We start from the raw sequence: 26,178 nt of genomic DNA on the forward strand, positions 1-26,178 counted from the left end.
CAGTGCCTCGGATCGGAACATGGCGTCCGGTCCGAGACCCTCGAGCGAGGTCTCGCTACTTGAGCTGGATGCTGTCGACGACATCGCGGAACCGCGACAGGGTGGCGTCGCGCTGTTCGGCGCGGACCACCCCGACGGCGCGCAGGTATCCGTCGGGCGCGAACCGGATGGTCTGCGAGATCACCACCGGGATGTCGGTGGGCAGGTCCTTGGCGCGGGCCACCATCTCGTGCCAGTCGACCCCGTTCTGGCGGTAGCTCTGCGACCGCTCGATCACGAAGTCCTTCATGGTCTGGTTGGAATAGAGGGCGGCCCTGGCGAAGGCCTCGCGCTGGTCGGCGGCGGGGGGCTGCTGCACCGCCTGGGCCAGGACCAGGATCGGCTGGTCGAGGTTGCTGACCTCGTCGTTGGCGCCGTAGGTCATCAGCATCGAGTTGCCGGCCAACACCCGGACCGGGCGGAAGCCCGCGGCGGTGCCGACCTTGAAGGGCAGGGCCGCCACCTGCTCCTGAAGGGTGAGCGCGGGGCGGATGTGCACGCCCGTGAGCATGCCGCGCATGGTCTCCTCGGTCTCCGCCCCGGGCACGCTCTGGGCGATGATGATGCCGGTGACCGTGGGATCGCCCACGAGGAGCAGCCATTTCTTGATCGGGGGCGCGCCCGCCGGCTCGGCCACCGGCTGCTCGCCGGTGAACAGTACCGCGTCGACCTCGCCGGCGACCTTGATCGCCTCGCGGCTCGAGACGACGAAGCCCTGCGACTTCAGGTTCTCGTCGGTGAAACTCTTCTCGAGGTCGACGTAGGCGCTGGGCGGCAGCTCCACCACCGAGAGCGTGGCGCCGCCCTCCAGGCGCTCGAACCCGGAGAAGCGCTTGGAGGGGGCCATGTCGGAGGGCGGCGTGAACCCGAAGCGGGAGCTGGGCGGATAGACCACGTCGGCCGCGAGGGCAGCCGCGGTGAGGCCGAGGCTCAGCACCAGCGCCGCACAGGGGCGCAGACAATCACGCAGACGCATCGGGTCCTGGTCTCCGGGCACTGTGGGCGGTCTTGGGACAGCCGGCTTGGGGCAGTCGGGCCGCCCCGAGCCGTGTCTCGATCCCCGATGAGGTCGGCCCACATCCCTCCCCTGTCAAGCGTGGCCGGATCTCATGGGCACCCGCACCCGCCGCAACGTGAGATTACAGCGCCCCCCGGCCGGCAGGCGATCGGCCATGACCGCCGGAATCGTCGCGTCCCCCGCTTCGCCCAGAAGATCGGGCACGGCCGGCAGCAGCCGGTCGACGCCGTGGTGGATCAGGCGGGAGACCCCGCCGATCACCAGGGCGTCGCCCGAGCGGAGCCGGACGGACCGGGTCGGGTCGCCGCGCCGCAGCCCGCCGTAGCGGAACAGCGCGGTGGCCCCCAGGGACAGGGAGACGACCGGGGCATCCAGCGCCTCTTCGTCGCGGTCCTGGTGCAGGCCCATGCGCGCGGCCGGGCCGTAGAGGTTGACGAGGCAGGCCTCCGGCTCGGCATGGTAGCCCGACAGGTCGGCCCAGGCGCGCAGCGCCAGCGAGGGCATCGCCGGCCAGGGCCGGCCGGTCTCGGGGTGATGCGCCTGGTAGCGGTAGCCGACCTCGTCCGAGACCCAGCCGAGGGCGCCGCAGTTGGTCATCCGCACCGAGAACGGCCGGCCGGTGCGCGGCATCCGCGGCGTGTAGGGTGGGGCCTCGTCCATCGCCCGCGCCAGCTCCGTCCAGAGCCGGTCGCGCGCCGCCGCGTCGAGGTAGCCCGGATGGTGCACGAGCCCCGGGGCCAGCACCACGCCGGGCGAGGCGGCGGCCATCGACCGGATCAGTGGTCCTGGTCGATGTCGCGCTCCAGCACCGACTTGCTCTCCACCGTGGTGTCGGACTTGAGGTGGTAGACGAGCGGGATGCCGGTGGCGATCTCGAGGCTGGCGATGGTCTTGGTGGTCATGCCGTCGAGGACCATCACCAGGGCGCGCAGGGAGTTGCCGTGGGCGGCCACCAGCACGCGCTCGCCGTTCATGACGCGGGGCAGGATGAACTGGATGTAGTAGGGCAGCACCCGGGCGGCGGTGTCCTTCAGGCTCTCGCCGCCGGGGGGCGGCACGTCGTAGGAGCGGCGCCACTGGCGCACCTGCTCGTCGCCCCAGCGCTCGCGGGCGTCGTCCTTGTTGAGGCCCGACAGGTCGCCGTAGTCGCGCTCGTTGAGGGCTTCGGCACGGTGGGTCTCGAGACCGCCCTGCCCCATCTCCTCCAGCATCAGCGAGCAGGTGTCCTGGGCCCGGCGCAGGTTGGAGGTGAAGGCGACGTCGAAGGCGAAACCCTGGCCCTTGAGCCAGCGACCGGCGGTGCGGGCCTCGGCGATGCCGAGCTCGGTCAGTTCGGGGTCGCGCCAGCCGGTGAACAGCTTCTTGAGGTTCCACTCGCTCTGGCCGTGGCGAGCGAGGACGAGCAGACGCTCCATGGGGCAACGATCCCTTCGGTCGTGGATGGTGCGGTGCACAAACGTGCGCCGCCAAGGCTGATGCCTGCCCGAGCCTGAACGCGCGATGACGCGGGCGCCGTTTGCCGAGCGCGTCTATCAGAGCCCGAGCACGTCGGCCATGCCGTAGAGGCCCGGCGGCCGGGCGAAGGCCCATCGCGCCGCGCGCACCGCGCCGCGGGCGAAGATGGCGCGGTCCTCGGCGTGGTGGGAAAGCGTGATGCGCTCGCCGGGGCCGGCGAAGACCACGCTGTGGTCGCCGACCACGCTGCCGCCGCGCAGGGTGGCGAACCCGATGTCGCCGGGTCGGCGCGCGCCGGTGTGGCCGTCGCGGGTCGAGACGCGCACGTCGGGGAGCGCCACGCCGCGCCCCTCCGCCGCCGCCTCGCCGAGGAGCAGCGCGGTGCCGGACGGCGCATCCACCTTCATGCGGTGGTGCATCTCGACGATCTCGATGTCGAAGTCCTCGCCGAGGGCCGCGGCGACCTTGCGCACCAGCCCGGCCACGAGGTTGACCCCGAGGGACATGTTGCCCGAGCGCACGATCCTGGCGTGATGGGCCGCGGCCGCCAGCCTGGCGAGGTGGGCCTCGTCCATCCCGGTGGTGCCGACCACGTGGACGATCCGCGCCTGGGCGGCGAGTTCGGCAAAGACGATGGTGGCCGCAGGCACGGTGAAGTCGAGCACGCCCTCGGCGGCGGCGAAGACCGGCAGCGGATCGTCGGTGACGGGCACGCCGAGCGCCCCGATGCCGGCCAGCGTCCCGGCATCCTGGCCCAGCGCGGGCGAGCCCTCGCGCTCGATCGCCCCCGACAGCGTGCAGCCCTCGGCCTCGGCCACTGCGCGGATCAGCATCCGCCCCATGCGCCCGTCGGCGCCCACCACCACGAGCCGCATGCTGTCCTCCGACCGTTCCGGCTGGCGGTACAGCCTGGGGCCGGCTCTGCCAAGGCTCGGCCAAGACTCTGCTCGGCCAAGACTCTGCAAAGACGAGGGGATCGAGGAGGCAGGGGCGCGGGGACCTTGCACGGCATGGGGAACGGCGTATCGTTTTCGCATGACGAGCGCAGCCCGAGACCTAGTGCGAAAGCAGGATCTGTCGCGAAAGGACGAGCCGCGGACGGGTCTGAAGGATCTGGACGAGGTGGTGCTCCTGAGCGACGTGTCCGCCGACGATGGCGCCGTCCTGACGGCGGGCACGGACGGCACGGTCGTGGCCGTCGTTCGCGACGGGATCGCCTACATCGTCGAGTTCAGCGAGCCTCCCGGAACGCTCGCCACCGTCATGGCGGATGAGCTTGTGCGAGCGGGTGCCGCCCGAGCGTGAGGGCACCGACCAGCGATCGGCCCACACATCTTGTCGTGAACCCTGCCAAGATCGTCGGGTACCTCCTCAACCTCCACCATGCATTGGGCGGACCCAAGGCGCAGTTCTTCCTAGCTTTCGGGTTCAGCGTCAGCGACCCCGAGACGCTGGGCCGGGCCATCCTCGACCATGCCGTGCCCGACCATTTCGCCGGACGCGTCGTCGGGAAGGCTGGCGACATCCGACTCGTCTACGCAGGCCCGATCAGGACTCCCGACGGTCGAAATCCTCGGATCAGGACCGTCTGGCTCGCCGAAGCGCACAACACCGCTCGCTTCATCACGGCCTATCCCGACCGGTGATGCCACGCGAGGGTCCTCCGTCGACGGTCCGTCACGACTTCCGCCCCGCCAGCAGCGGCCCGAGCACGTCGACGACGCCGTTGAGGAAGATCTGGGTGCCGACGCACAGGAGCAGGAAGGCCGAGAGCCGGCCGAGTACCCGCGCCCGGCCCGGGCCGATCAGCGAGACGACCCGGTCGGCCGAGCCGTAGGCGATGCGCACCATCGCGGCGATGACGAGGGCGGCGAGCGACACGCCCACGAAGAAGCCGACGGATTCCGGCCCGGCCGGCGGCCGGTTCGAGCCCAGCGCGATCGCCACCGCGATGGTGCCGGGGCCGGTGGTGAAGGGCAGGGTGAGGGGGAAGAAGGCGATCTCGGCGAGGTTGCCGGTCGGCTCCTGCGCCTCGGCGTGCTTGCGCGCCTCGCGGGCCTCGGGTGCGCGCAGCAGCGTCCACGCCGAGGCGCCGACCACGAGGCCGCCGGCGATCCGCAGGGCCGCCAGCGAGACGCCGAAGAAGTTGAGGATCGGCGCCCCGGCCCAGAGCGCGGCCAGCATGATCAGCGCCGCGTAGAAGCCGATCCGCCGGGCGAGTTCGAGGCGCTCGGCATGGCTGTTCTGCGCCGTCACCTGCGCGAAGATGAGGGCGGCCCCCACCGGGTTGACGATGGAGAACAGGGTCGAGAGCGCCAGGAGGAAGCTCGCGACCCCGGCTTCCAGGCTGATGGCGTCGGTCATCGCGTCATCCCGGTGAGGGAGCGGGGACCAGGACCCGGGCGGGCGCGCGCAGGGTGCTGCGCCGGACCTGATGCACGGGAATCGGACGATACAGCTGCTTGGTCGCGTCGACCACGTGCAGCCCGGCGAAGGGCAGCGACAGGCCGGTGCCGAACCGCTCCCAGGCCCCGGCGGTGCGCAGCCACAGGCGGCTCTCCACCGGTGGCATGTACAGGGTCTCGGCCCAGCCCTCCGGCGAGAACAGGGTGCTGCGCATCAGCCGGCCGAGCTGCGAGCGGCTGTAGGGCTGGCCGTGGCCGAACGGCGTCGCCTCGCGCCGGGCCCAGACGCCACGGCGGTTGGGCACGACGAGGATCATGCGCCCCCCCGGCGTCAACACCCGCCAGACCTCCTGCAGCAGTTCGGTGGGGCTCTCCACCGATTCGAGGGCATGGACCAGGATGACGCGGTCCACCGCCGCCTCCGGCAGGGGCATCATCGTCAGGTCGGCGAGCGCCGAGGCCGAGCGGCCGCTGCCCGGCCAGTTCACCACGCCCTGCGTGGCGGGCATGAAGGCCAGCGTGCGCTCGGCGATGCAATGCACGGTGGTGAGGTAGGGGGTCGCGTAGCCGAGCCCGAGCACCCTCAGGCCGGAGACGGAGCCGAGGAAGCCGTGGACCGCGCGGCCGACGATGCGGTGGGTCACGCTGCCGAGCGGCGTGGCGTAGAAGGCGCGCAGATCGGTGACGTCGAGACGCATGGCGTTGCGGTTCCGGCCCGTCCGGGCCGTGGAAGCCCGACGAGGGCCATCAATGGGGATCGCGGGCGCGCCCGGCAACCCGCGCTGCGCACGGAACCGCCTGCTCTACCTCATGTTCTTCGACCGCCGAACGATGGAGTGAACCCCACCATGACCGACCCTCGCCCCGAGATCCGCACCTTCCCCTGCCGCAGCGACAACATCGGCGTGCTCCTGCGCGATCCCGCCACCGGGGCCTGCGCCGCCATCGACGTGCCCGAGGCCGCCGCGGTGCTGGCCGCCCTCGACGAGACCGGTTGGACGCTGACCGACATCCTGGTCACCCACCGCCACGGCGACCACGTCGAGGGCATCCCCGAGGTCAAGCGGCGCACCGGCGCCAAGGTCACGGCGCCGCTCAAGGCGGGTGGCGCGGTGCCTGAGGTCGACCGGACCGTGAAGGAGGGCGACGTCGTGCGAATCGGCGAGCTCGACGCCGAGGTCTGGGAGACGCCGGGCCATTGCGACGACCACGTCTCCTACGTGTTCGGGCAGGCCGGGGTCGCCTTCGCCGGCGACACCCTGTTCACCCTGGGCTGCGGCCGCATTCTCGAAGGGCCGCCGGAGGTGCTGTGGCACTCCCTGAGCCGGTTCCTGGCCCTGCCCGACGCGACGCAGGTCTACAGCGGCCACGACTACGTGCTGGCCAACGCGCGCTTCGCGCTGGCCGCCGAGCCCGACAATGCCGCCCTCGCCGCGCGCATGGCCGAGGCCGAGGCGGCGGCCGGCGAAGGCCGGTTTCTGATCCCGACCACCATCGGGATGGAGCGCGCCACCAACCCGTTCCTGCGATCCGACCAGGCGACCCTCGCCAAAGCCGTGAATCTTTCCGCGCAGGCGGCACCGGTGGAGGTTTTCACCGCCCTGCGGGCCTGGAAGAACCGGTTCTGACAGGCTATGCGACTGACTCAGGGCTGCCGGGCGCGGATACACGGTCTGCGTGCCGGCCGCCTTTCGAAGAGGACATGGTGCCGATGCGGGCGCGCGCCCACCGGAACGCGGCGGCCCGCGGACGGGATGCCTTCACCAAGCGATCCACGACGCCCGTCGCCGTGGTCGCGGCGGTGCCGCAGGGGCCGGTCCAAGAGCCGGTCCAGGAGCTGGCCGTCTTGGGCGAGCCCGTCCCCACCCCGGCCGAGTCGGCACCGGAGGCGTCCGTCCCCCCTGCGGTCCGGCCGCTGCGGGTCGCCCTCCGGTCGCGCCCGGCCACGGTCTCGGCCGACGTGCGCCTGCTCGCCATCGCCTCGGACCATCTCGCCCGGCTGGGTCCCAAGCGCGTCACCGTCGTCGCGGTGGCCGCCGAGGCCGGCATGACCCACGCCAACGTCTATCGCTACTTCCCCTCGAAGGACGCGCTCCTCGACGCCGTGGTCGGGCGCTGGCTGCGCGACGTCGAGGCCGAGCTCGCCCGGATCGCCGACGCGCCGGACCCCGCCGACGACAAGATCGAGCGGCTCCTCACCGCCCTGGCCGCGGCCCAGCGCGAGACCCTGTCGCAGGCGCCCCATCTCTTCGCGGTCCACCTCGATGCCGCGGTGGCGGCACGGCCGATCGCCCGCCGGCACCGGGTCCGCCTGCGCAACCTGGTCGAGCGGGTGGTCGAGGAAGGCATCGGCGCCGGGGCTTTCGTCGCCCGCGACCGCGAGCGGGCCATCGCCTACATCTTCGATGCGAGCTACCGCTTCACCCACCCCCTCGCGATCCAGAACGACGCCGACCTGCCGCGCGACCTCGTCGATCTGCGCTTCGGCGTGGTGATCCAGGCGATTCAGCGCAGCCTGCGTTCCGGCCAGCTCTGACCTCCGGCCCGCCGCTGCCGAAGTGACAGATCCGACCCGCTGTCACGACTGCTTCGCCGCCGAAGCGATATCGCCGTCCTCGCCCTAAGAGACTGGGAAGCCTCGCGTTCTTCGGGGCATCGAAAACCCTGCCGGGCGCCGGCTGGCCCGAACCCTGCTTTCCCTCGCCTCCCGTCGGCTTGAAGCGGCGCGCCTTTTCCGCCACACCCCGGCGCAACGAGAGCGGGCGGGAAGCCCGGTCCGCGGTTCGACGACCGACGGCTCGGCATCGCAACCGTGGGCAGCCATCACCATCGGAGGTCGTTTTTCATGGCACGCAGCAAGATCGCGCTCATCGGCGCCGGGCAGATCGGCGGAACCCTCGCGCATCTGGCGGGCCTGAAGGAACTCGGCGACGTCGTCCTGTTCGACATCGCCGACGGCGTGCCCCAGGGCAAAGGCCTCGACATCGCCGAATCGGCTCCCGTCGACGGCTTCGACGCCCATTACTCCGGCGCCAGCGATTACGCCGCGATCAGCGGCGCCGACGTGGTGATCGTCACCGCCGGCGTGCCGAGGAAGCCCGGCATGAGCCGCGACGACCTCATCGGCATCAACCTCAAGGTGATGGAGGCCGTCGGCACCGGCATCAAGAACCACGCGCCGGACGCGTTCGTGATCTGCATCACCAACCCCCTCGATGCCATGGTCTGGGCGCTGCAGAAGTTCTCGGGCCTGCCCACGAACAAGGTGGTCGGCATGGCCGGCGTGCTCGATTCCGCCCGCTTCCGCCACTTCCTCGCGGACGAGTTCAAGGTTTCGGTGGAGGACGTCACCGCCTTCGTGCTCGGCGGCCACGGCGACGACATGGTGCCGCTGGTGCGCTACTCCACCGTGGCCGGCGTGCCGCTGCCTGACCTGGTCAAGCTCGGCTGGACGACCCAGGAGAAGCTCGACGCCATGGTCGAGCGCACCCGTAAAGGGGGCGGCGAGATCGTCAACCTCCTCAAGACCGGCTCGGCCTTCTACGCCCCGGCGGCGTCGGCCATCGCCATGGCCGAGAGCTACCTGCGCGACAAGCGCCGGGTGCTGCCCTGCGCCGCCCATCTCTCCGGCGAATACGGCATCGACGGCATGTACGTCGGCGTGCCGATCGTCATCGGCGCAAACGGCGTCGAGCGCATCCTCGAGGTGGAGTTCACGCCCGACGAGAAGGCGATGTTCGACAAGTCGGTGGGCGCGGTAAAGACGCTGCTCGAGGCGTGCAAGGGCATCAATCCGGCATTGGCGTGACAATGGGCGAATAGCGAATAGTGAGTGGCGAATAGCAGGTTTCAGGCTCGCCGATCCGCTTCCGCTTTCTCGATGACTATTCCCTATTCGCTACTCCCTATTCGCCCCATCCAAAAGAGGTTGCGATGAACATCCACGAATACCAGGCCAAGGCGGTGCTCAAGGAATTCGGCCTGCCGGTCTCGCGCGGCGTTCCGATCTTCAAGGCCGAGGAGGCCGAGGCCGCCGCCAGGGAACTGGGCGGCCCGGTCTGGGTGGTGAAGTCGCAGATCCATGCGGGCGGGCGCGGCAAGGGCACGTTCAAGGGCGCGCCGGCCGGGGCCAAGGGCGGCGTGCGCGTCACCAAGTCCATCGACGAGGTCAAGCAGTTTGCCGGCGAAATGCTCGGCGAGACCCTGGTGACGATCCAGACCGGCGAGGCCGGCAAGCAGGTCAACCGCCTCTATATCGAGGAGGGCGCCCAGATCGAGGCGGAGTTCTACCTCTCGATGCTGGTGGACCGCGAGACCGGCAAGGTCGCCTTCGTGGTCTCCACCGAGGGCGGCATGGACATCGAGACGGTGGCCCACGAGACGCCGGAGAAGATCGTCACCTTCTCGGTCGATCCGGCCACCGGCGTGATGCCCCACCACGGCCGCCTCGTCGCCAAGACCCTCGGGCTCACCGGCCCGCAGGCCAAGGAAGCGGGCGATCTCGTCACCAGGCTCTATACGGCGTTCACCGCCAAGGACATGAGCATGCTCGAGATCAACCCGCTGGTGCTCACCGGCGACGGCCATCTCAAATGCCTGGACGCCAAGATCTCGTTCGATTCCAACGCCCTCTACCGCCACCCCGACATCGTGGCCCTGCGCGACGAGACCGAGGAGGACGCCAAGGAGATCGAGGCCTCGAAATACGACCTCGCCTACATCGCCCTCGACGGCACCATCGGCTGCATGGTCAACGGCGCGGGCCTCGCCATGGCGACCCTCGACATCATCAAGCTCTACGGCGAGGAGCCGGCCAACTTCCTCGACGTCGGCGGCGGCGCGAGCGAGGAGAAGGTCACCGCGGCCTTCAAGATCATCACCGCCGACCCGCAGGTGAAGGGCATCCTCGTCAACATCTTCGGCGGGATCATGAAGTGCGACGTCATCGCCCGCGGCGTCATCGCTGCGGTGAAGGCGGTGGGCCTGCAGGTGCCGCTGGTGGTGCGCCTGGAGGGCACCAACGTCGAGCAGGGCAAGGACATCATCCGCAACTCGGGGCTGAACGTGATCTCGGCCGACGACCTCGACGACGCCGCCCAGAAGATCGTCGCCGCCGTGAAGAAGGGCTGAGAGTACCCATGTCCATCCTGATCGACGCGAACACCAAGGTCATCTGCCAGGGCTTCACCGGCAAGAACGGGACCTTCCACTCCGAGCAGGCCATCGCCTACGGCACCAAGATGGTCGGCGGCACCTCGCCCGGCAAAGGCGGTTCCAAGCACCTCAACCTGCCGGTCTTCGACACGGTGGCCGAGGCCCGCGAGGCGACGGGTGCGGATGCCTCCGTCGTCTACGTGCCGCCGCCGGGCGCGGCCGACGCCATCTGCGAGGCGATCCAGGCCGAGATCCCGCTGATCGTCTGCATCACGGAGGGCATCCCGGTGCTCGACATGGTGCGGGTCAAGCGCGCGCTGGAAGGCTCGAAGTCTCGCCTCGTCGGGCCGAACTGTCCCGGCATCGTCACGGCGGGCGAGTGCAAGATCGGCATCATGCCGGCTAACATCTTCAAGCGCGGCTCGGTGGGCATCGTCTCGCGCTCGGGCACCCTGACCTACGAGGCCGTGTTCCAGACCTCGAACGCGGGGCTCGGCCAGACCACGGCGGTGGGTATCGGCGGCGATCCGGTCAAGGGCACCGAGTTCATCGCCATGCTCGAACTGTTCCTTGCTGACGACAGGACCGAATCGATCGTGATGATCGGCGAGATCGGCGGCTCGGCCGAGGAGGAAGCGGCGCAGTTCCTCGCCGACGAGGCCAAGCGCGGCCGCAAGAAACCGATGGTCGGCTTCATCGCGGGGCGCACCGCGCCTCCGGGCCGGCGCATGGGGCACGCCGGCGCCATCATCTCCGGCGGCAAGGGCGGCGCCGAGGACAAGATCGCCGCCATGGAAGCGGCCGGCATCCGGGTCTCGCCCTCGCCGGCCCGCCTCGGTTCGACCCTCGTCGAGGTGCTGAAGGGTTGAGGCCGCGTTTGCGGTGCGGTGCATTCCGGTGCGCCGCACCTATATGAAGATGGCGATGCTGGGTTGAGCCCCGCATCGATCGACAACCCGGGTCGGGGCCGACCCGGACGAGGGCCCGAGGGGCGGGCTCTCCAGCGGCAGGATGAACGACCGATGGCACGGATGGACGCGAACGACACGGCGCTCGGGACTTCCTTCCTCACCGGCGGCAACGCCGCCTACATCGAGGCCCTGCAGGCGGACTATTTCCGCGATCCGGCCTCGGTGGATCCGGCCTGGGCCGCGTTCTTCAAGTCGCTGGGCGACGACAGGGCGCTGGCCGAGAAGAACGCCGCCGGCGCATCCTGGGAGAAGCCGCACTGGCCGGTGCAGGCCAACGGCGAGATCGTCTCGGCGCTGGACGGCAACTGGGCCACGGTCGAGAAGGCGATCGGCGACAAGATCCGCGCCAAATCCGACACGGCGAAGGTGGAGCCCAAGGCCGCCAACGGGGCCGCGGCCCCGGCCGCCAGCGCCGCCTCCATCGAGCAGGCGACCAAGGATTCCGTGCGCGCGATCATGCTGATCCGCGCCTACCGCATGCGTGGCCATCTCCACGCCAAGCTCGACCCCCTCGGCCTCGCCCAGCGCGGCGACCAGGCCGAGCTGCACCCCCAGCACTACGGTTTCGAGGAGGCGGATTGGGACCGCCCGATCTTCCTCGACAACGTGCTCGGCCTCGAATACGCGACCATCCGCGAGATCGTCGAGATCCTGGAGCGGACCTACTGCCAGACGCTCGGCGTCGAGTTCATGCACATCTCCGATCCCACCGAGAAGGCGTGGATCCAGGAGCGCATCGAGGGCCGGGGCAAGGAGATCTCGTTCACGCCCGAGGGCAAGCGCGCGATCCTCAACAAGCTGATCGAGGCCGAGGGCTTCGAGAAGTTCCTCGACCTCAAGTACACCGGCACCAAGCGCTTCGGCCTCGACGGCTCGGAATCGATGATTCCGGCCCTGGAGCAGATCATCAAGCGCGGTGGCGCGCTCGGCGTGAAGGAGATCGTCCTCGGCATGGCCCACCGCGGCCGGCTGAACGTGCTCACCAACGTGATGGCCAAGCCCTTCCGGGCGGTGTTCAACGAGTTCAAGGGCGGCTCGGCGAACCCGGCCGAGGTCGAGGGCTCGGGCGACGTGAAGTACCACCTCGGTGCCTCGTCCGACCGCACCTTCGACGACAACAACGTCCACCTCTCGCTCACCGCCAACCCGTCCCACCTCGAGATCGTCGATCCGGTGGTGCTGGGGAAGGTGCGCGCCAAGCAGGACCAGCGCGCCAAGCCGAACGTGCAGCGCACCAGCGTGATGCCGCTCCTCATCCACGGCGACGCCGCCTTCGCGGGCCAGGGCGTGGTGGCCGAGTGCCTCGGCCTGTCGGGCCTCAAGGGCCACCGCACCGGCGGCTCGATCCACTTCATCATCAACAACCAGATCGGCTTCACCACCGACCCGCGGTTCTCGCGCTCCTCGCCCTATCCGTCGGATGTCGCCAAGATGGTGGAGGCGCCGATCTTCCACTGCAACGGCGACGACCCCGAGGCGGTGACTTTCGCCGCCAAGATCGCCACCGAGTACCGCCAGAAGTTCGGCAAGCCGGTGGTCATCGACATGCTGTGCTACCGGCGCTTCGGCCACAACGAGGGTGACGAGCCGGCCTTCACCCAGCCCAAGATGTACCAGCGCATCCGCAAGCATCCGACCGCGCTGGAGACCTACGGCAAGCGCCTCGTCGCCGACGGCGTGATCACCGAGGAGCAGCTGGCCGAGCGCAAGGCGGCGTTCCGTGCCATCCTCGACGGCGAGCTCGAGGTCGCCGGCAACTACAAGGCCAACAAGGCCGATTGGCTCGATGGCCGCTGGTCCGGCTTCAAGGCGGTGCGCGAGGACGTGGACGATCCCCGCCGGGGCAAGACCAGCGTGCCGGCCGAGACGCTGCGCGAGATCGCCCAGCGCATCACCACGCCGCCGCCGGGCTTCCACCTCCACCGCACCATCCAGCGGTTCTTCGACAACCGCGCCAAGGCGGTGGAGACCGGCAAGGGGATCGACTGGGCCACCGCCGAGGCGCTGGCCTTCGGCTCGATGCTGATCGAGGGCCACCGCGTCCGCCTCTCGGGGCAGGACGTCGAGCGCGGCACCTTCTCGCAGCGCCACGCCGTGGTGATCGACCAGGAAAACGAGCAGCGCTACACCTCGCTGAACTCGATCCGCGAGGGCCAGGCCAGCCTCGAGGTCATCAACTCGATGCTCTCCGAGGAGGCGGTGCTCGGGTTCGAGTACGGCTACTCCCTGGCCGAGCCCAACGCCCTGGTGCTGTGGGAGGCGCAGTTCGGCGATTTCGCCAACGGCGCGCAGGTGGTGATCGACCAGTTCATCTCGAGCGGCGAGCGCAAGTGGCTGCGCATGTCGGGCCTGACCCTGCTGCTGCCGCACGGCTACGAGGGCCAGGGGCCGGAGCATTCCTCCGCCCGCCTGGAGCGCTTCCTGCAGATGTGCGCCGAGGACAACATGCAGGTCGCCAACGTGACCACGCCCTCGAACTACTTCCACATCCTGCGGCGCCAGCTCAACCGCGAGTTCCGCAAGCCGCTGGTGCTGATGACGCCCAAGTCCTTGCTGCGCCACAAGAAGGCGGTGTCGAACCTCGACATGCTGGCGGAGGGCTCGACCTTCCACCGCATCCTGTGGGACGATGCCCAGCACGAGCCGGACGGCATCAAGCTGGTGCGCGACGAGAAGATCCGCCGCGTCGTGCTGTGCTCGGGCAAGGTCTATTACGACCTGTTTGACGAGCGCGAGAAGCGCGGGCTCAGCGACGTCTACCTGATGCGCGTCGAGCAGCTCTACCCGTTCCCCCTGAAGGCGCTGGCCACGGAGATGGCCCGCTTCCGCAACGCCGAGGTGGTGTGGTGCCAGGAGGAACCCAAGAACATGGGTCCCTGGGCCTTCGTCGAGCCCTACCTCGAATGGGTGCTCGGCCAGGCCGGCGCCTCGGTGAAGCGCGCCCGCTACGTCGGCCGCCCGGCCTCGGCCTCCACCGCGGTGGGCCTGCTCTCCAAGCACCAGGCGCAGCTCGCGGCCTTCCTCAACGAGGCGCTGGCCGTCTGACGGCCGCGCCCTCTCCTTGTCAGGCCGCGCCCGCCGCGGCCCCAACCCTCCGGGGACGAAACCACATGGCAACCGACATCCTCGTCCCGACGCTCGGCGAATCCGTGAGCGAGGCCACGATCGGCCGCTGGTTCAAGAAGCCGGGCGACATCGTGGCGGCCGACGAGCCGCTGGTGGAACTCGAGACCGACAAGGTCACCCTCGAGGTCAACGCGCCGGCCGCCGGCGAACTCGGCGAGATCGTCGCCAAGGACGGTGAGACGGTGGAGCCCGGCGCCCTGCTCGGCTCGATCGTCGAGGCGGGGGCGGGCGGGGCCAAGCCCGCGCCGAAGAAGGCCGAGGCGAAGGCGACGGAGACCAAGCCGGAGTCCCGGTCCGAAGGCGCGAAGCCGGCTGATTCCGCGCCCGCCACCGAGTCCTCGGCCGGCTACGGCAACCACGGCGAGGGCGCATCGCCCGCCGCGCGCCCCTCAGGCGACAACGGCCCGGCGGTGGCCAAGATGGCGCGCGAAACCGGCATCGATCCCGCGACCCTCGCCGGCACCGGCAAGGACGGCCGCGTGACCAAGGGCGACATGATCGATGCCACGGCCAAGGGGCCGACCCCCGCCGCGGCGCCGGCCCGCGAGGCCAAGGCTCCGGCGCCGCGTCCGGCCTCGAAGCCCGACGACGCCGCGCGCGAAGAGCGCGTGAAGATGTCCAAGCTCCGCCAGACCATCGCCCGGCGCCTCAAGGACGCCCAGGACACGGCGGCGATGCTGACGACGTTCAACGACGTCGACATGGGCGCCGTGATGGCCCTGCGCGCCCAGTACAAGGACATGTTCGAGAAGAAGCACGGCACCAAGCTCGGCTTCATGGGCTTCTTCACCAAGGCGGTGATCGGCGCGCTCAAGGACGTGCCGGCGGTGAACGCCGAGATCGACGGGACCGACCTCGTCTACAAGAACTACTACCACATCGGCATCGCCGTGGGGACCGACAAGGGCCTCGTGGTGCCGGTGGTGCGCGACGCCGACGACCTCTCCATCGCCGGGATCGAGAAGACGATTGCCGGCTACGGGAAAAAGGCGCGCGACGGAAAGCTCTCCATCGACGAGATGCAGGGCGGCACCTTCACCATCACCAACGGCGGCATCTACGGCTCGCTGATGTCGACCCCGATCCTCAACGCCCCGCAGTCGGGCATCCTGGGCATGCACCGCATCGAGGAGCGCCCGGTCGTACGAGCCGGCAAGATCGAGGCGCGGCCGATGATGTATCTCGCCCTCTCCTACGACCACCGCATCGTCGACGGGAAGGAGGCGGTGACCTTCCTGGTGCGGGTGAAGGAGGCGCTGGAGGATCCGGCCCGGCTCGTGCTGGATCTGTGACACGATGATGTCGGCGGCTGTTGCAATGGCAATCTCACCGGCCATGGCCGCCGACACGGATTTCCCTCCCGCAACATTGATTGTCGTGCTCATTCTCGATTCAGCCGCGATAGCTGCCCTCGTTTCCCCTGTTTTTCTCTTCTCGCAGTCGATCGTCCAAACACTTCGCCGCTCCGCGGGATGAGGCGTGTGTGTGTCAGCCGAGAGGTTCGTTCGTCCATCCCGAGCCGTACGAGGGGCATGACGGATGCCGGTCGTTGCGAAGGTGGATGGTGTCCGCATCATGTTCTACGCGAACGAACACCCGCCGCCTCATTTTCATGCCGAAATCGCCGAGCATCGGGCCGTCATCGACATCGCAAGCCTCACGGTGACAGAAGGGTTTCTTCCGATTGCAAAACGACGGACAATTCTGGACTGGGCTTTGTCGCGACAACGCCACCTGAGCCTCGCTTTCGTTCGGGCGACAGCACATGAGAAAGTTGAGCCGATCGCATGAAGAAGCTGCCTCGGGTCGCAACCGCCGAGCCCGTCATCCATGGTGTGCTCAAGCTGATCTTCCTGGACGGCTATGAAGGCGTCATCGATCTTCGTCCGCTCATCGCCCGCGGCAAGGTGTTCACCTGGCTGCAGGACCCTGAGAATTTCTCGGGCGTGCGCGTCGACGAGTACGGGCACTCCATCTCGTGGACGGACGAGAGCGGTTACACTCTCGACTTCGGAGCCGACTCGCTGAGGCGAGACTGCGAGCGTCAGGCCGAGATCCACAAGCTGATGGTCGGGTGATCCCGACCGTGCTGCCGGATGGTTCGTCCACGAGCCATACCGATTCTGCCGAACCGTGATGCCGGGCTGCAAAACGCGGTGGTCGCCCGATGTCGCGACAGCTGTTGAAGGAAGACCATGTCCTACGATCTCGTCGTCATCGGCACCGGCCCCGGCGGTTACGTCTGCGCCATTCGCGCCGCGCAGCTCGGCCTGAAGACGGCGGTGGTGGAAAAGCGGGCGACGCATGGCGGCACCTGCCTCAACGTCGGATGCATCCCGTCCAAGGCCCTGCTCCACGCCTCGGAGGCGTTCGAGGAGGCGGGTACGCATTTCGCCGACATGGGCGTGATCGTGAATGCCCCCAAGCTCGACCTCGCCAAGATGATGGCGTTCAAGCAGGACGGCGTCGACGGCAACACCAAGGGCGTCGAATACCTGCTCAAGAAGAACGGCATCGACACCTATCGCGGCACCGGCCGGTTGGCGGGTGCCGGCCGGGTCGAGGTGCTGTCGGAGGACGGCGGCAACCAGATGCTGGAGGCCAAGAACGTGGTCATCGCCACGGGCTCGGACGTGACGCGGCTGCCCGGCGTCACCATCGACGAGACGGTGGTGGTCTCCTCCACCGGCGCCCTCGACCTCAAGAGCGTGCCGAAAAAGCTCCTCATCATCGGTGCCGGCGTCATCGGCCTCGAACTCGGCTCGGTCTGGCGGCGGCTGGGCTCCGACGTCACGGTGGTCGAATACCTCGACCGGATCCTGCCGGGTATGGACGGCGAAACCGCCAAGCAGTTCCAGCGCATCCTGGGCAAGCAGGGCATCGCCTTCAAGCTGTCCTCGAAGGTCACCGGCGTCGAGGTCGCGGCCGGGGCGGCGGCGGTCACCGTGGAGCCGGCCGCCGGCGGCGAGCCCGAGACCCTGGCGGCCGACGTGGTGCTGGTGGCGGTGGGGCGGGTGCCCTACACCGAGGGCCTCGGCCTCGACACGGTGGGGGTCGGCCTCGACAACAAGGGCCGGATCCAGACCGACAGCCACTACGCCACCAACGTCACCGGCATCTACGCCATCGGCGACGTCATCAGTGGGCCGATGCTGGCCCACAAGGCCGAGGACGAAGGCGTGGCGGTGGCCGAACTCCTCGCCGGCCAATCGGGCCACGTGAACTACGGCGTCATCCCCAACGTGGTCTACACCTATCCGGAGGTCGCCTCGGTGGGGAAAACCGAGGAGGAGCTGAAGAAGGACGGGATCGGCTACAACACCGGCAAGTTCCCCTTCACGGCCAACGGCCGCGCCAAGGTCAACCACACCACCGACGGCTTCGTGAAGATCCTGGCCGACGCCAGGACCGACCGGGTGCTGGGCGTCCACATCGTCGGGGCGGACGCCGGCAACCTCATCGCCGAGGTGGCGGTGGCGATGGAGTTCGGGGCGAGCGCCGAGGACGTGGCCCGCACCTGCCACGCCCACCCGACGCTCACCGAGGCGGTCAAGGAAGCGGCCCTGGCGGTGGGCAAGCGGGCGATCCACATCTGAGAGCGCCGCTCGACCGCCGGTTTCCGTCGCAGGACCGCCGGCCACCCTCGCGGAACCCGCATCGTGCCCTACGAGCTGCATGACTGGCCCACCATCCTGGGGCGCGGCGAGTTCGTCCGCCTCGCCCTGGAGGAGGCCGGTGCCGCCTATGTGGACGTCGCCCGCTGCGACGAGGCGGAAGGCGGCGGGCTCGGCGCGTTGGTAGCGCGGCTGCAGGACCCCACGGTCGCACGCCCGTCCTTCGCCCTCCCCGTCCTGAAGGACGGGACGGTGACCATCGGCCAGACCGCGGCGATCCTGCTCTATCTCGGGCCCCGCCTCGGGCTGGTGCCGCAGTCGGAGGCCGACCGACTCTGGACGCACCAGATCCAGCTCACCGTCGCCGACATGGTGACGGAGGCCCACGACACCCATCACCCGATCGCCGTCGGCCTCGCCTACGAGGACCAGAGGCCGGAGGCCCTGCGGCGGGCCGAACACTTCCGCCGCGAGCGCATCCCGGAATTCTTCGCCTGGTTCGAGCACCTGCTCGCCCGCAACGGCGGCCGTCACCTCGTCGGACGCGCGCTCACCTATGCCGACCTGTCGCTGTTCCAGCTGGTGGAGGGCCTGCTCTACGCCTTCCCTCGCGCCGCCCGCGCCGAACTCCGCGAGAGCCCGCACCTGAGCGCGCTCCACGCCGCGGTTCCCGCGCGCCCGCGGATCGCCGCTTATCTCGCCGGACCGCGTCGGATTCCGTTCAACGAGGACGGGATCTTTCGGCGCTACCCGGAGCTGGACGGATAGGCGCCGTGCCGGCCCGCGGGTGCGCCGCGTCGAACGCCTCCATCAGGCGGGCGGCATCGACCCGCGTGTAGAGCTGGGTCGTCGAGAGCGAGGCGTGGCCGAGCAGCTCCTGGATCGCCCGCAACTCGCCCTGGCGGCCGAGCAGGTGGGTCGCGAAGGAGTGGCGCAGGGCGTGCGGCGTGGCGCTGTCGGGAAGGCCGAGGCCGGCCCGCATCGCGGCAACCGCATATTGGATGATCCGCGGCGACAGCGGCCCGCCCCTCGCCCCCACGAACAGCGGCCCCTCGCCGGGCAGCGGGTGCGGGCAGGCGGCGAGGTAGGCGGCCACCGCCTCGGCCACCACCGGCAGCACCGGCACCATCCGCTGCTTGTCGCCCTTGCCGGTCACCGTCACGGCGTCGATGCCGGGCACCGGCGCATCGCGCCGCGCCAGGCCGAGGGCCTCGGAGATGCGAAGACCCGAGCCGTAGAGGAGCGCCAAGACGGCGGCGTCGCGGGCGAGGATCCAGGGCTCGCGGGTCTCGCCGGCCCGCACATCGGCTCCGGTCATGGCGCGGGCCGCCGCGATCGGGATCGGCCGGGGCAGGCGCCGCTCGACCTTGGGCGACCGCACGGCGCCGAGCGCCGCCACGGTGCCGTGACCGTCGCGTTCCAGATGTCGCGCGAACGAGCGCAAGCCCGCCAGGGCCCGCATCAGCGAGCGCCCGCCGACGCCCTCGGCGCGCCGCGCGGCCATGAAGGCGCGCAGGTCGCGGGGTTTCAGGGCGACGAGGTCGGCGATCGCCGGAGGGCCTTGCCGCCCCTGGAGATGGTGGAGGAACTGGCGCAGGTCGCGGCCGTAGGCCTCGACGGTGTTGCCGGCCATGCGGCGTTCCCGCGCCAGGCAATCCTGCCAGGCCTGTGCCGCCGTCCGCACGCCGGCGTCGCCCGGCCATCCCATCGCGTCGGTCCTCGGGGAGAGCGTCGTCGGGACCATGGAGAGCCTGCCGGGCGAGGAACCACATCGGTCGAGACCGGCGGCCCCGCCGCGGCACGCTACGGTCGGGCGGGTTTACATCGGGTGTCCGGCTACGGTCCCTATGGCACTGCCGTCGACCGGCGCACCCGCATCGTCGTCTGACCGGGCGCACGACGCGCTTCTCACGCCGTATCGCTCCGGCTATGGACAGCGGGTCAAAAAACCGTCGACACCGACACGGTACGTCAGCACTGGACCGCATGACCCTTCAGCGCATCGTCTGCATCCGCCACGGCGAATCCACCTTCAACGCCGCCCATCGCGCCACCGGGCGCGACCCAGGGCACATCGATGCGCCGCTCACGACGCGCGGCCTGTCGCAGGTCGCGGCGGCGCGCCGGGCCCTGCACGACGTGCCCTTCGAGGTGGTGGTGACCTCGCCCCTCACCCGCGCCATCCAGACCACCGTGGGCCTGTTCGCCGAGCATCCGGCCCGGCCCGAGATCCTGGTGGAGGTGCTGCACCGCGAGTGCCAGGAGAGCAGCTGCGACGTCGGCCGCGCCGCCTCGCTGATCGCCGCCGAATTTCCCGACATCCGGGTCGACCACCTGCCGGAGACCTGGTGGTACGCGGAGGGCGAGCCGCATCCCAGCGGGTTCCACATCGAGCCGCGCACCGTCTTCGACGCCCGCGTCGCCGCATTCCGGGACTGGCTCGCCGCTCGGCCGGAGCGCACGATCGCGGTGGTCGGGCACGGGACGTTCTTCTTCCACCTCACCGGGGTCTGGCTCGACAACTGCGAGACCGTCGAACTGGACCTGGCGAGCGCCCCCGCCCTGTCCTGAGGCCGGCGTCAGCCGGCCGCGATCCTGCCCGCGATCCTGCCCGCGATCCTGGCCGCATCGAGCCGTTCGCGCGCGCGCAACGGGTCGATGTCGCCCGCCTGCCGACCGATGAGCAGGGCCTCGTCGAGGATCGTCATGGCACTCGTCCAGGTGCCTGGCGAGAAGGGAGCCGCAGCCGCGGCGACATCGGCGGCACAGCGCGCATCGCCAGCCGACCGCACCGCCGCGGCGGCGGCGCGGGCCACCGCCGAGGCCAGCGCACCGCGCCGCCACTCGCCCCGTTCCGAGTCGCCTTGTGCCGCCGCACCGCCGCGCCATTCGGCCGTGCGGGCCGCCGAGACGGCGGCGTCGAGATCCCGCAGGTCGTCGCAGCGGGCGGCCAGATCCGAAAAGCCCGCCCGGTCGAGGAGCGGCGGCAGGATGCGGCGGATGCCCTCCAGCGCCAGGAAGGCGGTGCGTTTGGCCTCGACGTCCGCCCCGTCCGCCGATCCCGACAGCCGCAGCACGAAGGCCATCAGCCGGGGCCGCTCCGCGTCGGGCATGGTGTCGTTGAGGCCCAGGGCATAGGCGGCCAGCGGCGGCGAGAAGCAGGGCGGGCAATCGGCGGACGAGCGGATGGCGCGGTAGGGCAGCCCGGCCGCCACCACCGCCGCCTCGTTGATGCAGGTGCCGCCATCGGGCCCCGGAAAATCGTGCGAGCCGGCCAGCAGCCGCCAGTCGAGGATGTGGTCGAAGCTCGCCGCCATGCCGTCCCGTTCCTGAGCCGTCCCGTCCCTGATCGCTCCGCAGCCTGCCACGTCGCGGGTGGGCTGGCGAGGGGGCGTTCTTCAGCGGACCCGGCATCGGCGGGCCCACGCCAGGTCCGCTTAGGGTCTTGGCGGGGAAGCAGGTTTTCGTCGGGATTCCGGCGACCGCCGACCCGAAACCCGCTCAGCCGCCGACGCCGACCGACAGGCCCGCGAGCATGGCGAGGCCCAGCACCAGCACGAAGGCTCCTGCCACCACCTCGAGGCCGGCGATGACCATGGCGCCGGTGGTGCCCCGCCCGCCGGCGAGGCGCAGGGCGAAGGCCTTGGCGAAGACCGCGAGGCTGGCCAGGACGCCGGTGGTCAGGGCGGTGCCCAGGGCCATGGCGAAGGTCGCCGCGATGCCGGCCGCCAGCATGCCCTGCGAGGCCGAGAACACCAGGATGAGGATGGCGCCTGCGCAGGGGCGCGAGCCTGCGGCCAGGACGACGCCCACGCGCGCCGACCAGCCGTCGAGGCGGCCGACGGCGGCGGCATCGTTGAGATGCACGTGTCCGCAATCCGGGGCGCAGGCGGCGGGGGACCCTCCCCGGACCACGGCGGCGAGGCGCCCGGCCTTGCGCCAGGTCATGGCGAGGCCGAGCAGGGCCACGAGGGCGAAGCTCACGGTCTCGATGGCGGTGCCGGCCCGGGTCAGGGTCGCGGCGGTGGCGCCGAGAAGCAGGGTCCCGATCCCGACGATGGCGATGGCGACGAGGGCCTGGAGCAGGGCGGCGGCCGCACTCAGGGTGAAGCCGCGCAGGAGCGCCCGCTCGCCCGCCAGGAGATAGCCGGCGATCACTGCCTTGCCGTGGCCCGGCCCGGCGGCATGGAAGACGCCGTAGCCGAAGCCGAGGGCCAGCATGGGGCCGTAGCCGCCCCCCGCCCGGATCGCGGCGAGCGCGGTCTGGAGGCTGCGGGAGAAACTGGCCTGCAGGGCGAGGATCCAGCCGCCGAGCCCGGTCGCGGCCGGTGCGGCCTCGCGCAGTCCCATGCCGAAGGGCGAGCGGGCCGGCGCGGGGGCGGCGACGGGTGCGAGCAGGAGCGACAGGCCGGCGAGGACGAGGCCCGCGAGCAGGATCGCTCCGGCGGCGACCAGCAGCCGCGCGCCGAGCCGGGAGGGCTCCGGCACGGTGCCCGACGCGACCCCTACGGACATGCCACCAGGATCCGGTTGGCGAACTGCTCGCCATAGGTGGAGGCGTTGGTGAGTGCCTCGAAGAAGGCCTCCGACATGCCGGGCTTGGCGGCATTGGCCTGCGCCGGTGGCGCGGCATCGGATTTCGCGCGGGTGACGGTGATGGCGCAGCCGCTCGGCGCATCGGCGAGCCTGGCGACGTCGGCGGCATCCGACAGGCTGAAGGCCACGAAGTAGGTGGGGTCGTAGACCTCCAGGGCCGCGACGCCGCGCCCCTGCGCCGCGGGGCTCTTGAGCGGCAGGAGGAAGCTCAGGGTGAGCGTGTCGCCCTCCATCGCCATCCGCGGTTCGGCGGGCTCGGCGAAGGGCTGGTCCTTGCCCGCCACCTTGAGCTTGGTGAAGTAGCCGAACTCGGCGAGGTTGGTGGTGTTCTCGGTGGCGAGCCCGGCCAGTTCCTCCGGGCTGAGCTTGCCGTCGCCGTTGGTGTCGAGCCCCTGCGTCACGAAGGCCGAGTAGGACGCATCGAAGGTCCAGGCATGGCGGATGCCGGTGACGCGACCGCCGGGGCCGTAGGCGACCTGCGCCTTGGCGGTGATCCAGACATGGGGATGGGCCTGCGCGGTGCCGGGCAGGGCGAGCGCGAGGGCGAGGGCGAGCGCGAGGAGGGGGAGCGAGGCGTTGGGCTTCATGTCGCTCGGCACGCTCGCGGCTCGTGGTTAACGCATCGTTATCGCCGGGCCATACGGCGGGCCGGCAACCCCGTGGTCTCGTTTCACTGGGGCGAAAGCGAGGCGTCGCCGTGGCCGCAGGGTCGTCGACGACAAAAGCCCGGCCGCGTCGGCGGCCGGGCTCTTCTTCGGGCATCGCGGCGGGCGGCCCGCGCCGGAGGCGCGTCAATCGTTCGCGATGTCGGCCGCGGCCACCTCGACCCGGTCGCCGCGCCGGGAGAACGCCACCGTGGCGTCGCGGCCGTCGGCACCGAGCGCGCCCGGCACCGAGAGGTGCACCGTCTGGTCGGGGTTGAGGGTGGTGACCATGCGGACCACCTGCGGGATGTCCGAGCCGGAGTTGACGGCGGCGAGGGTGGCGACCACCCGGTAGCCGCCCTTCTCGGCGGTGTAATAGGCCGAGCCGCGGAAGGTGCCGAGGTCGATCGTGCTGGACCGGTTCGCCTGCAGCTCGGCCGCGAATGCGGTGCCGGAGACGAGGGCGAGGGTGGCGGCCAGAAGCGTGGGGAGCGTGCGCATCGTCGTGAAACCTGTGCGGTTACTGCCGCCGGGAGTGCCCGAACGGGAGCCGGTAGCACCGGGAGACCGCAAGATGCCGATGAAATGGTGCGTTGCGAAGAGGGAGATATCGCAACGCAAAAATGCCCTCTGCGCATAGCTCGTTTGAAAAATCACGAAGCCATGCGTTGGGTGGTGAGGTGGATCACTCGCGCTTGGTCAGGGCGGCGATCTCCGCCTCCTCGAGCGCGGTCAGGCGCTCGGGGGTTGCCGCCACCGCCCGTCGCCTCGCCAAGCGCCAGATCCCGAAGGCGCCGAGCCCGAGCACGAGGATCGGGGTCAGCCACAGGAGCAGGGTGTGGAGGGCGAGGACCGGGCGCAGCAGCACATATTCGCCGTAGCGGCCGACCACGTAGTCGCGCACCTGGGTGTCGTCGTCGCCGGCCTTGAGGCGCTCGCGCACGATGAGGCGCAGGTCGCGGGCCAGCGGCGCATCGGAATCGTCGATCGACTGGTTCTGGCAGACGAGGCAGCGCAGGCCCGAGGAGATGTCGCGGGCCCGCGATTCCATCCGCGGGTCGCTCAGCACCTCGTCGGGCTGGACGGCATGGGCGCCGCCCGCGAGCAGCGCGAGGCCGAGGCCGAGCACGGGGAGGCGCAGCGTCCTCATTCCGCCGGCACCGCAGTCGGAGGCAGCGGCCGCGCCTTGGCCTTGGCCGGGGCCCCCACCCGCATCCGCCGGTCGGTGATGGAGACCGCACCGCCCAGCGCCATCACCACCGCGCCGAGCCAGATCAGCAGCACGAGGGGCTTGTAGTAGAGGCGCAGGCCGATGCTGCCGTCGGCCATGACCTCGCCGATGCTGGCGTAGACCTGGCTGGCGCCCACCGTCAGCAGGCCGGATTCCGTCACCGTCATCTTGCGGCTCGGGTAGAACCGCTTGCCGGTCTCGAGGGTGCCGACCTTGTCCCCGTTCAGGGTGCGGATGGTGAGGAAGGCGGCCGTCTCCTCGTAGTTCTCGCCCGGCCTCGGCCCGACCCGTTCGAGGGTGGCGCTGTAGGGGCCCGAGGCCAGGGACTGGCCCGGCTTGACCACCGAGAGGCCTTCCGTCGCCCAGCCCTGGGCGGCGATGCCGAGCACGACGATGCCGACGCCGGCATGGGCCAGGGCCGTTCCCCAGGCCGAGCGCGGCAGGCCGATCGCCCGGCGCATCACGTCGGCCGGCTTAGAGGAGCGCGAGTTGCCGTAGCCGCGGGCCCGCGACACGATCTCCATGATCGAGCCCAGCACGAGGTAGGCGCCGAGCCCGATGCCGATGGGGGCCATCACCGGTCCGCCCCAGGTCAGCGCCATGGCGGCGAGGCCGACCACGAGGGCGAGGCCCAGCGCCGCGAACAGGCGCTGGCTGGCGGCGTGGACGTCGCCACGCTTCCACGCGAGGGTCTGGCCGAAGGGCACGATCAGCAGCAGCGGGATCGCGATCGGCACGAAGGTGTAGTTGAAGAAGGGCGGTCCCACCGAGATCTTCTCGCCGGTCAGCATCTCCAGGAGCAGCGGATAGAGCGTGCCCACGAACACGGTGGCGCAGCCGGCGGCCAGGAACAGGTTGTTCATCACCAGGGCGCCCTCGCGGGAGATCGGTGCGAACAGGCCGCCCTGGCGCAGCATCGGCGCCCGCCAGGCGAACAGCGCCAGCGAACCCCCCACGAACAGGATCAGGATGGCGAGGATGAACACGCCCCGGGTCGGGTCGGTGGCGAAGGTATGCACCGAGGTCAGCACGCCCGAGCGCACGATGAAGGTGCCCAGCAGCGACAGCGAGAAGGTGAGGATGGCCAGCAGCACCGTCCAGACCTTGAGGGCGTCGCGCTTCTCCATCACCACGGTGGAATGCAGGAGCGCGGTGCCGGCGAGCCAGGGCATCAGCGAGGCGTTCTCGACCGGGTCCCAGAACCACCAGCCGCCCCAGCCGAGCTCGTAATAGGCCCAGTACGAGCCCATCGCGATGCCGAGCGTCAGGAAGCTCCAGGCGGTGAGCGTCCAGGGCCGCACCGCCCGTGCCCAGACCGCGTCGATGCGCCCGTCGATGAGCGCGGCGATGGCGAAGGCGAAGGTGATCGAGAACCCGACGTAGCCGACGTAGAGCAGCGGCGGATGCACCGCGAGGCCGAAGTCCTGCAGCAGCGGGTTGAGGTCGTTGCCCTCGAGGGGGGCCGGGTTGACCCGGTTGAACGGATTCGAGGTCGTGATGATGAACAGCACGAACACGAAGGTCACGAGGCCCTGGACGGCGAGCGTGTTGGCGCGCAGCACCGCCGGCACCGACTCCTTGGCCACCGCCACCAGCGCCCCGAACAGGGCGAGGATGAGGACCCAGAGCAGCATCGAGCCCTCGTGGTTCCCCCAGACGCCGGAGATCTTGTAGAGGAAGGGCTTGGTCGTGTGCGAGTTCTCGACCACGTTCTGGACGGAGAAGTCCGAGGTCGCGTGGGCGTAGGTGAGCGCCGCGAACGAGAACAGGATGCAGCCGAACGCCCCGAGGGCGGCCGGCGTCGCCACGGCGCGCATGGCCGCGTCGCCCGAACGGGCGGCCCAGATCGGGATCACGATCTGGACGAGGGAGAGCGCCAGCGCCAGCGCCAGCGCGAAATGGCCGACCTCGATCAGCAAGGGTGC

27 protein-coding genes are annotated in these 26,178 nt (G+C 70.3%); 14 read left to right on the forward strand and 13 right to left on the reverse strand.

Going from position 1 to position 26,178, the window contains the following annotated elements:
* Positions 1 to 55: 55 nt before the first annotated feature.
* From ASG40_RS03865 to dapB, 4 genes are all read right to left on the reverse strand, one after another.
* Positions 56 to 1,015 carry a hypothetical protein gene (locus tag ASG40_RS03865; protein WP_055880682.1) on the reverse strand — a complete coding sequence of 320 codons (960 nt, stop codon included), beginning with the start codon at positions 1,013 to 1,015 and terminating at the stop codon, positions 56 to 58.
* A 114-nt stretch (positions 1,016 to 1,129) separates the two neighbouring features.
* Complete coding sequence (locus ASG40_RS03870) at positions 1,130 to 1,825, reverse strand: alpha-ketoglutarate-dependent dioxygenase AlkB (protein ID WP_055880685.1); 696 nt, start codon at positions 1,823 to 1,825, stop codon at positions 1,130 to 1,132.
* Between the two features lie 8 nt (positions 1,826 to 1,833).
* Positions 1,834 to 2,472: a 2,3-bisphosphoglycerate-dependent phosphoglycerate mutase gene (locus ASG40_RS03875; protein WP_055880687.1), complete on the reverse strand. Its 639-nt coding sequence runs from the start codon at positions 2,470 to 2,472 to the stop codon at positions 1,834 to 1,836.
* 117 nt (positions 2,473 to 2,589) lie between these two features.
* On the reverse strand, positions 2,590 to 3,387 hold the full coding sequence (gene dapB, locus ASG40_RS03880) for a 4-hydroxy-tetrahydrodipicolinate reductase (protein WP_055880690.1): 798 nt from the start codon (positions 3,385 to 3,387) through the stop codon (positions 2,590 to 2,592).
* Between the two features lie 184 nt (positions 3,388 to 3,571).
* Between dapB and ASG40_RS03885 the strand changes: the two genes are divergently transcribed.
* Together ASG40_RS03885 and ASG40_RS03890 are read left to right on the forward strand one after the other, a co-directional pair.
* Positions 3,572 to 3,817 carry a DUF4926 domain-containing protein gene (locus ASG40_RS03885; protein WP_156387533.1) on the forward strand — a complete coding sequence of 82 codons (246 nt, stop codon included), beginning with the start codon at positions 3,572 to 3,574 and terminating at the stop codon, positions 3,815 to 3,817.
* A 35-nt stretch (positions 3,818 to 3,852) separates the two neighbouring features.
* Positions 3,853 to 4,158 (forward strand): DUF6883 domain-containing protein, encoded by a 306-nt coding sequence (locus ASG40_RS03890; RefSeq protein ID WP_055880695.1) that lies wholly within the window; start codon positions 3,853 to 3,855, stop codon positions 4,156 to 4,158.
* A 31-nt stretch (positions 4,159 to 4,189) separates the two neighbouring features.
* Here ASG40_RS03890 and ASG40_RS03895 read toward each other — a convergent pair whose 3' ends face one another.
* Positions 4,190 to 4,876 (reverse strand): MarC family protein, encoded by a 687-nt coding sequence (locus tag ASG40_RS03895; protein ID WP_055880698.1) that lies wholly within the window; start codon positions 4,874 to 4,876, stop codon positions 4,190 to 4,192.
* A gap of 4 nt (positions 4,877 to 4,880) precedes the next feature.
* Complete coding sequence (locus tag ASG40_RS03900; protein WP_055880701.1) at positions 4,881 to 5,615, reverse strand: class I SAM-dependent methyltransferase; 735 nt, start codon at positions 5,613 to 5,615, stop codon at positions 4,881 to 4,883.
* Between the two features lie 150 nt (positions 5,616 to 5,765).
* Here ASG40_RS03900 and gloB point away from each other — a divergent pair, with 150 nt between their 5' ends.
* From gloB to ASG40_RS03950, 11 genes are all read left to right on the forward strand, one after another.
* Positions 5,766 to 6,545, forward strand: a complete 780-nt coding sequence (gene gloB, locus ASG40_RS03905) for a hydroxyacylglutathione hydrolase (RefSeq protein WP_055881307.1) — start codon at positions 5,766 to 5,768, stop codon at positions 6,543 to 6,545.
* 332 nt (positions 6,546 to 6,877) lie between these two features.
* Positions 6,878 to 7,453, forward strand: coding sequence for a TetR family transcriptional regulator (locus tag ASG40_RS03910; RefSeq protein ID WP_055881309.1), 576 nt, complete (start codon positions 6,878 to 6,880; stop codon positions 7,451 to 7,453).
* 309 nt (positions 7,454 to 7,762) lie between these two features.
* Positions 7,763 to 8,725, forward strand: a complete 963-nt coding sequence (gene mdh, locus ASG40_RS03915; protein WP_055880704.1) for a malate dehydrogenase — start codon at positions 7,763 to 7,765, stop codon at positions 8,723 to 8,725.
* Positions 8,726 to 8,850: 125 nt separating this feature from the next.
* Entirely contained in the window at positions 8,851 to 10,047 is a 1,197-nt protein-coding gene (gene sucC / locus ASG40_RS03920) for an ADP-forming succinate--CoA ligase subunit beta (RefSeq protein ID WP_055880707.1), read from the forward strand.
* An 8-nt stretch (positions 10,048 to 10,055) separates the two neighbouring features.
* Positions 10,056 to 10,940 carry a succinate--CoA ligase subunit alpha gene (gene sucD, locus ASG40_RS03925; RefSeq protein WP_055880710.1) on the forward strand — a complete coding sequence of 295 codons (885 nt, stop codon included), beginning with the start codon at positions 10,056 to 10,058 and terminating at the stop codon, positions 10,938 to 10,940.
* Positions 10,941 to 11,093: 153 nt separating this feature from the next.
* Positions 11,094 to 14,087, forward strand: coding sequence for a 2-oxoglutarate dehydrogenase E1 component (locus ASG40_RS03930; protein WP_055880712.1), 2,994 nt, complete (start codon positions 11,094 to 11,096; stop codon positions 14,085 to 14,087).
* Positions 14,088 to 14,152: 65 nt separating this feature from the next.
* A complete protein-coding gene (gene odhB, locus ASG40_RS03935) occupies positions 14,153 to 15,460 on the forward strand; it encodes a 2-oxoglutarate dehydrogenase complex dihydrolipoyllysine-residue succinyltransferase (protein ID WP_055880715.1) in 1,308 nt (435 codons plus the stop codon).
* A 247-nt stretch (positions 15,461 to 15,707) separates the two neighbouring features.
* A complete protein-coding gene (locus ASG40_RS20200; protein WP_082523873.1) occupies positions 15,708 to 15,959 on the forward strand; it encodes a DUF4160 domain-containing protein in 252 nt (83 codons plus the stop codon).
* Positions 15,956 to 16,246 carry a DUF2442 domain-containing protein gene (locus ASG40_RS03940; RefSeq protein ID WP_055880718.1) on the forward strand — a complete coding sequence of 97 codons (291 nt, stop codon included), beginning with the start codon at positions 15,956 to 15,958 and terminating at the stop codon, positions 16,244 to 16,246. The genes ASG40_RS20200 and ASG40_RS03940 overlap by 4 nt, the downstream gene beginning before the upstream one ends.
* A 117-nt stretch (positions 16,247 to 16,363) precedes the next feature.
* A complete protein-coding gene (gene lpdA / locus ASG40_RS03945; protein WP_055880721.1) occupies positions 16,364 to 17,764 on the forward strand; it encodes a dihydrolipoyl dehydrogenase in 1,401 nt (466 codons plus the stop codon).
* 63 nt (positions 17,765 to 17,827) lie between these two features.
* Positions 17,828 to 18,550, forward strand: coding sequence for a glutathione S-transferase (locus ASG40_RS03950; RefSeq protein WP_055880723.1), 723 nt, complete (start codon positions 17,828 to 17,830; stop codon positions 18,548 to 18,550).
* Here the strand turns inward: ASG40_RS03950 and ASG40_RS03955 are convergent.
* Positions 18,504 to 19,490: a tyrosine recombinase XerC gene (locus ASG40_RS03955; RefSeq protein WP_443136578.1), complete on the reverse strand. Its 987-nt coding sequence runs from the start codon at positions 19,488 to 19,490 to the stop codon at positions 18,504 to 18,506. The genes ASG40_RS03950 and ASG40_RS03955 overlap by 47 nt on opposite strands.
* 278 nt (positions 19,491 to 19,768) lie before the next feature.
* Between ASG40_RS03955 and ASG40_RS03960 the strand changes: the two genes are divergently transcribed.
* Positions 19,769 to 20,353 carry a histidine phosphatase family protein gene (locus ASG40_RS03960; RefSeq protein ID WP_055880729.1) on the forward strand — a complete coding sequence of 195 codons (585 nt, stop codon included), beginning with the start codon at positions 19,769 to 19,771 and terminating at the stop codon, positions 20,351 to 20,353.
* A gap of 8 nt (positions 20,354 to 20,361) precedes the next feature.
* Here the strand turns inward: ASG40_RS03960 and ASG40_RS03965 are convergent, their stop codons facing one another.
* The 6 genes from ASG40_RS03965 to ASG40_RS03990 all read right to left on the reverse strand — a co-directional run bounded on the left by ASG40_RS03965 (position 20,362) and on the right by ASG40_RS03990 (position 26,172).
* Positions 20,362 to 21,099 (reverse strand): hypothetical protein, encoded by a 738-nt coding sequence (locus ASG40_RS03965; protein WP_055880732.1) that lies wholly within the window; start codon positions 21,097 to 21,099, stop codon positions 20,362 to 20,364.
* A gap of 184 nt (positions 21,100 to 21,283) precedes the next feature.
* On the reverse strand, positions 21,284 to 22,297 hold the full coding sequence (locus ASG40_RS03970; RefSeq protein WP_055880734.1) for a nickel/cobalt transporter: 1,014 nt from the start codon (positions 22,295 to 22,297) through the stop codon (positions 21,284 to 21,286).
* A complete protein-coding gene (locus tag ASG40_RS03975) occupies positions 22,288 to 22,965 on the reverse strand; it encodes a DUF1007 family protein (RefSeq protein WP_055880736.1) in 678 nt (225 codons plus the stop codon). Before ASG40_RS03975 ends, ASG40_RS03970 begins: the two co-directional genes overlap by 10 nt.
* 204 nt (positions 22,966 to 23,169) lie before the next feature.
* The gene (locus ASG40_RS03980) at positions 23,170 to 23,523 is read right to left on the reverse strand and encodes a hypothetical protein (protein ID WP_055880739.1); all 354 of its coding nucleotides are present in this window, start codon (positions 23,521 to 23,523) and stop codon (positions 23,170 to 23,172) included.
* Between the two features lie 184 nt (positions 23,524 to 23,707).
* Entirely contained in the window at positions 23,708 to 24,172 is a 465-nt protein-coding gene (locus tag ASG40_RS03985) for a cytochrome c-type biogenesis protein (protein ID WP_055880742.1), read from the reverse strand.
* Positions 24,169 to 26,172, reverse strand: coding sequence for a heme lyase CcmF/NrfE family subunit (locus ASG40_RS03990; RefSeq protein ID WP_055880744.1), 2,004 nt, complete (start codon positions 26,170 to 26,172; stop codon positions 24,169 to 24,171). The genes ASG40_RS03985 and ASG40_RS03990 overlap by 4 nt, the downstream gene beginning before the upstream one ends.
* Positions 26,173 to 26,178 lie beyond the last annotated feature (6 nt).

This window comes from Methylobacterium sp. Leaf399 (assembly GCF_001424525.1).
In the GTDB taxonomy this organism is placed as follows: Bacteria; Pseudomonadota; Alphaproteobacteria; order Rhizobiales; family Beijerinckiaceae; genus Methylobacterium.

Bases quoted from the DNA above. Each gene is read 5' to 3' on its own strand.
- ASG40_RS03865 (WP_055880682.1), bottom strand. From the start codon at position 1,015: ATGCGTCTGCGTGATTGTCTGCGCCCCTGTGCGGCGCTGGTGCTGAGC.
- ASG40_RS03870 (WP_055880685.1), bottom strand. From the start codon at position 1,825: ATGGCCGCCGCCTCGCCCGGCGTGGTGCTGGCCCCGGGGCTCGTGCAC.
- ASG40_RS03875 (WP_055880687.1), bottom strand. From the start codon at position 2,472: ATGGAGCGTCTGCTCGTCCTCGCTCGCCACGGCCAGAGCGAGTGGAAC.
- dapB (WP_055880690.1), bottom strand. From the start codon at position 3,387: ATGCGGCTCGTGGTGGTGGGCGCCGACGGGCGCATGGGGCGGATGCTG.
- ASG40_RS03895 (WP_055880698.1), bottom strand. From the start codon at position 4,876: ATGACCGACGCCATCAGCCTGGAAGCCGGGGTCGCGAGCTTCCTCCTG.
- ASG40_RS03900 (WP_055880701.1), bottom strand. From the start codon at position 5,615: ATGCGTCTCGACGTCACCGATCTGCGCGCCTTCTACGCCACGCCGCTC.
- gloB (WP_055881307.1), top strand. From the start codon at position 5,766: ATGACCGACCCTCGCCCCGAGATCCGCACCTTCCCCTGCCGCAGCGAC.
- mdh (WP_055880704.1), top strand. From the start codon at position 7,763: ATGGCACGCAGCAAGATCGCGCTCATCGGCGCCGGGCAGATCGGCGGA.
- sucC (WP_055880707.1), top strand. From the start codon at position 8,851: ATGAACATCCACGAATACCAGGCCAAGGCGGTGCTCAAGGAATTCGGC.
- sucD (WP_055880710.1), top strand. From the start codon at position 10,056: ATGTCCATCCTGATCGACGCGAACACCAAGGTCATCTGCCAGGGCTTC.
- ASG40_RS03930 (WP_055880712.1), top strand. From the start codon at position 11,094: ATGGCACGGATGGACGCGAACGACACGGCGCTCGGGACTTCCTTCCTC.
- odhB (WP_055880715.1), top strand. From the start codon at position 14,153: ATGGCAACCGACATCCTCGTCCCGACGCTCGGCGAATCCGTGAGCGAG.
- ASG40_RS20200 (WP_082523873.1), top strand. From the start codon at position 15,708: ATGCCGGTCGTTGCGAAGGTGGATGGTGTCCGCATCATGTTCTACGCG.
- ASG40_RS03940 (WP_055880718.1), top strand. From the start codon at position 15,956: ATGAAGAAGCTGCCTCGGGTCGCAACCGCCGAGCCCGTCATCCATGGT.
- lpdA (WP_055880721.1), top strand. From the start codon at position 16,364: ATGTCCTACGATCTCGTCGTCATCGGCACCGGCCCCGGCGGTTACGTC.
- ASG40_RS03955 (WP_443136578.1), bottom strand. From the start codon at position 19,490: ATGGGATGGCCGGGCGACGCCGGCGTGCGGACGGCGGCACAGGCCTGG.
- ASG40_RS03960 (WP_055880729.1), top strand. From the start codon at position 19,769: ATGACCCTTCAGCGCATCGTCTGCATCCGCCACGGCGAATCCACCTTC.
- ASG40_RS03965 (WP_055880732.1), bottom strand. From the start codon at position 21,099: ATGGCGGCGAGCTTCGACCACATCCTCGACTGGCGGCTGCTGGCCGGC.
- ASG40_RS03970 (WP_055880734.1), bottom strand. From the start codon at position 22,297: ATGTCCGTAGGGGTCGCGTCGGGCACCGTGCCGGAGCCCTCCCGGCTC.
- ASG40_RS03975 (WP_055880736.1), bottom strand. From the start codon at position 22,965: ATGAAGCCCAACGCCTCGCTCCCCCTCCTCGCGCTCGCCCTCGCCCTC.
- ASG40_RS03980 (WP_055880739.1), bottom strand. From the start codon at position 23,523: ATGCGCACGCTCCCCACGCTTCTGGCCGCCACCCTCGCCCTCGTCTCC.
- ASG40_RS03985 (WP_055880742.1), bottom strand. From the start codon at position 24,172: ATGAGGACGCTGCGCCTCCCCGTGCTCGGCCTCGGCCTCGCGCTGCTC.